This is a genomic window from Sphingomonas sp. LH128 (assembly GCF_000293195.2).
Classification (GTDB): Bacteria; Pseudomonadota; Alphaproteobacteria; order Sphingomonadales; family Sphingomonadaceae; genus Novosphingobium; species Novosphingobium resinovorum_A.
In genome coordinates, this window is sequence record NZ_ALVC01000273.1 from 1 (window position 1) to 5,865 (window position 5,865).

At 67.4% G+C, this 5,865-nt stretch carries 7 protein-coding genes; 4 read left to right on the forward strand and 3 right to left on the reverse strand.

Annotated features, from left to right (window positions below; all coding sequences use genetic code 11):
- Positions 1-52 precede the first annotated feature (52 nt).
- Genes LH128_RS20435 through LH128_RS20445 form a run of 3 tightly spaced genes read right to left on the reverse strand, consistent with a single transcriptional unit; the run spans position 53 to position 2,596 of the window.
- A complete protein-coding gene (locus LH128_RS20435) occupies positions 53-1,141 on the reverse strand; it encodes a type III polyketide synthase (RefSeq protein WP_008831587.1) in 1,089 nt (362 codons plus the stop codon).
- Positions 1,138-2,355 carry a beta-ketoacyl-[acyl-carrier-protein] synthase family protein gene (locus LH128_RS20440; protein WP_037520562.1) on the reverse strand — a complete coding sequence of 406 codons (1,218 nt, stop codon included), beginning with the start codon at positions 2,353-2,355 and terminating at the stop codon, positions 1,138-1,140. Before LH128_RS20440 ends, LH128_RS20435 begins: the two co-directional genes overlap by 4 nt.
- A 10-nt stretch (positions 2,356-2,365) precedes the next feature.
- Positions 2,366-2,596 carry an acyl carrier protein gene (locus LH128_RS20445; protein ID WP_008831589.1) on the reverse strand — a complete coding sequence of 77 codons (231 nt, stop codon included), beginning with the start codon at positions 2,594-2,596 and terminating at the stop codon, positions 2,366-2,368.
- 208 nt (positions 2,597-2,804) lie between these two features.
- Between LH128_RS20445 and LH128_RS20450 the strand changes: the two genes are divergently transcribed.
- From LH128_RS20450 to LH128_RS20465, 4 genes are all read left to right on the forward strand, one after another.
- Positions 2,805-3,218: a cupredoxin domain-containing protein gene (locus tag LH128_RS20450; RefSeq protein ID WP_155986212.1), complete on the forward strand. Its 414-nt coding sequence runs from the start codon at positions 2,805-2,807 to the stop codon at positions 3,216-3,218.
- A 35-nt stretch (positions 3,219-3,253) separates the two neighbouring features.
- Positions 3,254-3,949: a methyltransferase domain-containing protein gene (locus LH128_RS20455; protein WP_008831591.1), complete on the forward strand. Its 696-nt coding sequence runs from the start codon at positions 3,254-3,256 to the stop codon at positions 3,947-3,949.
- Between the two features lie 225 nt (positions 3,950-4,174).
- Entirely contained in the window at positions 4,175-5,200 is a 1,026-nt protein-coding gene (locus LH128_RS20460) for a glycosyltransferase family 2 protein (protein ID WP_008831592.1), read from the forward strand.
- 60 nt (positions 5,201-5,260) lie between these two features.
- A partial coding sequence (locus tag LH128_RS20465) for a DegT/DnrJ/EryC1/StrS family aminotransferase (RefSeq protein ID WP_008831593.1) occupies positions 5,261-5,865 on the forward strand: 605 nt, incomplete at its 3' end.

Genomic DNA, 5,865 nt, shown 5'->3' on the forward strand with positions numbered 1-5,865 from the left:
GGCGGCGGCGCTGCCCGCCAGCCCGCCGCCGAGGATCAGGGCATCGGTCACCTTAGTCCTCGATCGTGAAGCGGAAGCTCTCCGCCGCCATTCCCGGACCGAAGGCCAGCGCCAGACCCGGCCCCTGCGCGCCGCTGGACAGCATCTGCGCCAGAATGAACATCAGCGTCGCGGACGACATGTTGCCCCGATCACGCAGCACCGATCGCGAAGGCGCGAGCGCTTCGGCGCCGAGGCCGAACCCCTGCTCCACCGCGTCGAGAACGGTGCGCCCGCCCGCATGGACCGCCCACAGCGCGAAGTCGTCCGGCGATCCGCCGCGCAAAAGGCCGTGCTCGTCCCCGCGCTTCGCCTCGGAAGCGAGCGCGGCCGCGATGCGGGCGGGCACTTCCCCGCCCAGATGCATGTCGAACCCCTGATCGCGAATGTTCCAGGTGATGGCTGTGGCGGTGTCCGGGATGGTGACTGCCCGGAAGTCCTGTAAAGCGATGCCGCCTCCTTCCGCCGTCACCAGCGCCGCAGCGGCGCCATCGCCGAACAGCAGCATCGCAAGCAGACTCGGCAGGTCGTCGCTGCGCTGGAAATGAATGCTGCACAGTTCCAGCGTCACCACGAGGACGCGCGCGGCAGGCTCGGACCGGACGATGTGATGTGCCAGCCGCAGCGAATTCACCGCCGCGTAGCAGCCCATGAAGCCGACCACGGTGCGCTCCACGCCCGGATCGAGCCCCGCCCCCGCGACGATGGCCTGGTCGAGGCCGGGCGCCATGAACCCGGTGCACGAAGCGACGATCAGATGGGTGATACCCTCCCGCGCGATATCGAGGCCGAGCGCCGCAATGGCATCGAGCGCAAGGCGCGGCGCATCGCGCTCGTAACGCTCCATGCGGCTGCCGGTCGATGGCCATGGGCCGCTGCCGTAGAAGCCTTCCGTGTCCGTGACGGTGCCGTCCTGCAGCGTCACCGGCTCGAGGAAGGAAAAGCGGCGCTCGATCCCCGAACGCGCGGCCATGCGTTCGAACACCTGGCGCGTGCGCTCGTCAGCGATGCCGGATATGACGAAGCGCAGGAAGGCGTCGTGCACCTCGAACGGCGGATTGGCGGTGCCGATGCGATTGATGCGGGCGATCGTTGTGGTCATGCGCGGCGGCCCACCAACACGGCGTTGAGCCCGCCAAAGGCGAAGCTGCTCGATACCAGAACCTCCGGCGCGAACGCCTGCGCTGCAAGGACGAGCGGTAGGTCGCAGTCGGGATCGGGACCGAGGTGATTGAGCACGGGAGGGGCGATTCCTTCGTTAAGCGCGACAAGGCCGAGCAGGAACTCGATGGCTCCGGTGCCGCCGATCATGTGGCCGTGGGCAGATTTCGTCGCGATGACCCGGTGATGCGCCAGCGCCGGGCCGTAGACCCGGTGCATCGCGGCCGCTTCGGCGGGGTCGTTCAGCGCGGTGCCGGTGCCGTGCGCGGAAACGAGCGCTGAAGTGTCGAATCCGATACCGGCGTCCTCATGCGCGGCGCGGATGGCGGCGGCGATGCCCTCCACGTCCGGCGCGGTCATGTGGGAGGCGTCGCTCGATGCGCCGTAGCCCGCCAGTTCGCCATGGATCCGGGCGCCGCGCTCCAGCGCGTGGCGTTCGCTCTCCAGCACCAGCACCGCGGCGCCCTCGCCCAGCACCATGCCGCGCCGATCGCGCGAGAAGGGGCGGCACGTATCGGACGCCAGCACGCCGAGAGACTGCCAGCCCGTGAGGGAACCGCGCGTCAGGCACGCCTCTGCGCCGCCAGCGATGACGACGTCCGCTCGCCCGGCACGGATCATGTGCATCGCCTCGCCAAGCGCCTGCGCCGAGGAGGCGCAGGCGCCGGAGAACGTCAGCACCGGCCCATGCACGCCGAGCAGCATGGACAGTTGCGCAGCCGGCGCCGCCACCATGGAACTGGGTATCGTCTGTGGATGGACCTTGCGCTGCCCCGCCCCGAACAGCCGCTCGTAGGCGGTCTCGATCGTGGCGTTCCCGCCGCTGCCGCAGCCGAGGAGGATGGCGCTTCGCCGCGCCAGCGACGGGTGTTCGAGCAGGCCCGCATCGGCCACCGCCTCAAGTCCCGCCTCGAGCGCGAAGGCGGAAAGCCGGTCGAGCTTCCCCAGCCGCCGCAACCGCTCCGGATCGACGGTGCCGAGCAGGGAGGGTGCGCCGGTCTCATCATCCGCCCATGCCGCGATGCCGTCGGGCGCGGGCGGCTGGAGTGGGCGGATCGCACCGTCGCCTTGCCGCACGCGCTCCCAGTTTGCAGCAACGCCGCGCCCGAGCCCGCTCACGCAGCCCAAGCCGGTTACCAGCACGCGGGTTCTCATTGCGCGGCCGTCATTGAGGCAGGGGAACACCGATGCGGTCGAACAACTGCCGCAAGGTCATCTCCCGTGTGAGTTCCTCCGGCTGAAGTTCGATCCCGTAACGGTCCTCAAGTTCGAAGAGCATGGAAACCAGATCGATGGAGGAAATGTCGAGCGTGCCCAGCGTCTCGTCAGGCTGAAGCCGTTCGATCGGAAGTCCTGTTTCCTGCGCGATCAGGGCCAGAATATCGTCGCAGGTCATCCACGTTTCTCCTTGAAGCAGGTTCAGTCGCGGCGTGAAGGTTTGGCTGGCTCTGGAGTGCCGGCCCCACGCGATATCTTCGTGAGACTGCGCGCTTTTTCCAGCCCCGGCAAGTCTCGAAAGACAACAGCGATATCGCTTCAATCCGGCCTCGAAAGGTGAGATACTCGACCGGCTTTCCGGAGATGGGAACATGATCGCCTTTCGCATGACCGATGTTCGTCTGGTCGCCGTCGCCATCCTGATGCTGGCGCCGCTGGAAGCGGCATCGCAAGGTGGTCCGCCCGCAGCAGACTGGAGCCATGCCGAGACGCTGGCCGTCGAGCTTTCCAGCTTCAAGTTCGCGCCTTCCACCATCACGATGAAGCAGGGCCAGACCTACGACCTGCACCTGACGAACGTGTCGTCGGGCGGCCATGATTTCGCGGCCCGGGAATTCTTCGCGGCTGCGCAGGTCATGGACGGCGACCGGGCCAGGATCACCGGCGGCAAGGTATCGCTCGATGCCGGCCAGAGCATCGACGTCCATCTCGTCGCGCCCGCCGCCGGCAGCTACAAGGTGCGCTGCACCCACCTCATGCACAGCACGTTCGGCATGACCGGCGAGATCGTGGTTCAGTGAACGACCTGTCCACCCGGTCACGCCGGGAAGAGCAAATGGATGCATCGGACCTCGACCCGCTCATATATGCCGAGGTGCTGCGCGATCTGGCGCGGGTCAACCGCTGGACCTTCACCACCCGTTCGACGACCGCGTTCCTGAACCGCGCCCTCGGCGAGGCCCGCTCGTTCAGCCTGCTCGACGTCGGTTTCGGCCATGGCGACCTGCTGCGCACGGTGGCGAAATGGGCGGCCGGGCGGGGGATCACCGCGACGCTCGTGGGCGTGGACCTCAATCCCGCCAGCGAGGGTCTCGCCCGCGCAGCGACACCGGCGGGGCTGAGCGTAGAGTACCGCACCGGCGACTATGCCGACCAGCCCGAGAGCTTCGATTTCATCGTCAGCAGCCAGGTCGCCCATCACATGAGCGACGATCAGCTTGGCCGCTTCCTGCGCCACATGGAAATCAGGGCGCGCAGGGGATGGCTGATCTGCGATCTCCATCGCCACCGCTTCGCCTATTACGGCTTCCCGCTGCTGGCCCGTGTCATGGGCGTCCACCGCATCGTGCGCGAGGACGGGCAGCTTTCCATCGCCCGCTCGATGCGGCCCGGCGAATGGCCCGCCAGGCTCGCCGAAGCGGGTCTGGACCCGCAGCAGGTGCGCATCGTCCGGCGTGCGCCCTTCCGCATCGCGATCGAGCGCACCTTTCAGCCCGGTGTCGGACGGCTACCGGAAGGCGAGACACAATGATCACGCGCGCTCGCACGGCGCCCTGTGCATTCCGATAAATCGGGAGAGAAAACTATGCTCTCGATACCAATACAATCAATCCCAAGTCCTGCAAATCGGCCATTGTTTACAATAACGCAGTAATACTAATGCCGCGCCCATCTGGACGCCGGTTGCCGCATATGATGTATTTTCCTGCACAGGAGGCCCAACCTCACATTCCCGGCCTCACATTCTGGAAATCGTATGCCGACGCTTTCGATTTGCATTCCCACCTACAATCGCTCTGCCTGCCTGGCGGAACTGCTCGACAGCATCCTCGCAGAGAACAGCGCGGACGTGGAAGTGGTGGTCGGCGACGATGCCTCTCCCGACGATACCGAGGCGGTGGCTGCGACTTATGCCGACCGCCTCGCCCGCTTCACGTACTTCCGCCACCCCGTCAACGTCGGGGTGGACGGCAACATCGCCGCCGTGGCCGCCCGCGCGACGGGAGACTACGTCTGGCTGATGGGTGACGACGACCGGATCGAGCGAGGCGGCATCCGCCGCGTGCTCTCCGCGCTGTCGGCATGGCCGGATGCCATCGCCCTCACCGTCGGCGTGGTCGACTACGACGTGACGATGCGCCGTATGACGGGCATCAGGAAGATGCCGCGGACCCAGTGCTTCACTGGGGTCGGACCGGCATTCAGCCATCTGGCGGAACTGCTCGGCTTCATCTCGGCGACGCTGATCAGGCGCACCCATTGGGAGGCGGCGGCCGCCGATCCGCGTGCCAGGGCGATGACGAACCTCTATTCGCAAGTCTACATCGCGGGCCTTGCGGTCGGCGCGAGAGGCCGCTGGGGCGTGGTCGAGGAGCCCTGCGTGGGCTTCCGGTCGGGCAACGACCAGCTCAAGCGCCGGGTCGGATGGCTGGAGCGGCTGAAAGTCGATGTGCGCGCCTATGACGAGATCGCGCAGCTCCTGTTCCCTGACGATGCCCGCGTCCGCCGCGCCATGGCCCGGCGAATCTTCGACACACATGTCATTGCTCGCATCGTCAATGCCAAGACCGAAGGCACGACAGCGCGCGACGCTCTGCTGGCGGGGCTCTACCTGCTGCGCCGATACTTCGCGCTGCCGCGCTTCTGGGCTTTCGCGGTGCCGCTGCTGGTCACCCCGGGCGCAGCGGTCAGGGCGATCCGCCGCGCATACCAGGGCACGATCCGCGAATCCGGCAGCGGCCGTGCCCGCCAGTTCGCGCTCAACCCGGCAGTACGGCCGTAACGGACAAAACAGGGAGATACCGTCATCGGCCTTTTCAAGCCCATCGCGCTCAGTGCGCCCGTGGTCGACGATCCCGATGTGCCGGGGGATTTCGGTCCCTTGCGCATGATCGACGCCGCCGCGCCGGACGCGCTTTCCCATCGGCTGACGGCGTTCGCGCCCAAAGGGCGCCGGCGCCTGCTGGCCTATGAACCGCGCCTGCCCACGACCGATGCGGTGGCGCCCTATCTGCGCCAGATCGACCAGGCCCGCATGTATTCCAACCAGGGACCGCTGGTCAGGTCGTTGCAGACGCGCCTGCAATCGTCCTTCGGGCTGGTCGACGGCAGCGTCGTCACCGCCAGTTCCGGCACTGCGGCGCTCGTCGCCGCGATCATGGCGCATGCAGGGACCGCGACCGCGGAGCGCCCTTACGCCGTATGCCCGGCCTATACGTTCGTGGCGACGGCGGCGGGGGCGAGCCAGTGCGGCTACCAGCCCTATCTTGCCGACGTCTGCGAAGAGAGCTGGACGCTCGACCCGGACCGGCTGGCCGATCACCCTCTGCTCGAACGGTTCGGCGTGGTGATCCCGGTCAGCGCCTATGGCCGCGCGATCGACGTGGCGCGCTGGGCGCAGTTCCAGCGCGATACCGGCGTGAAGGTGGTCATCGACGCCGCCGCCGC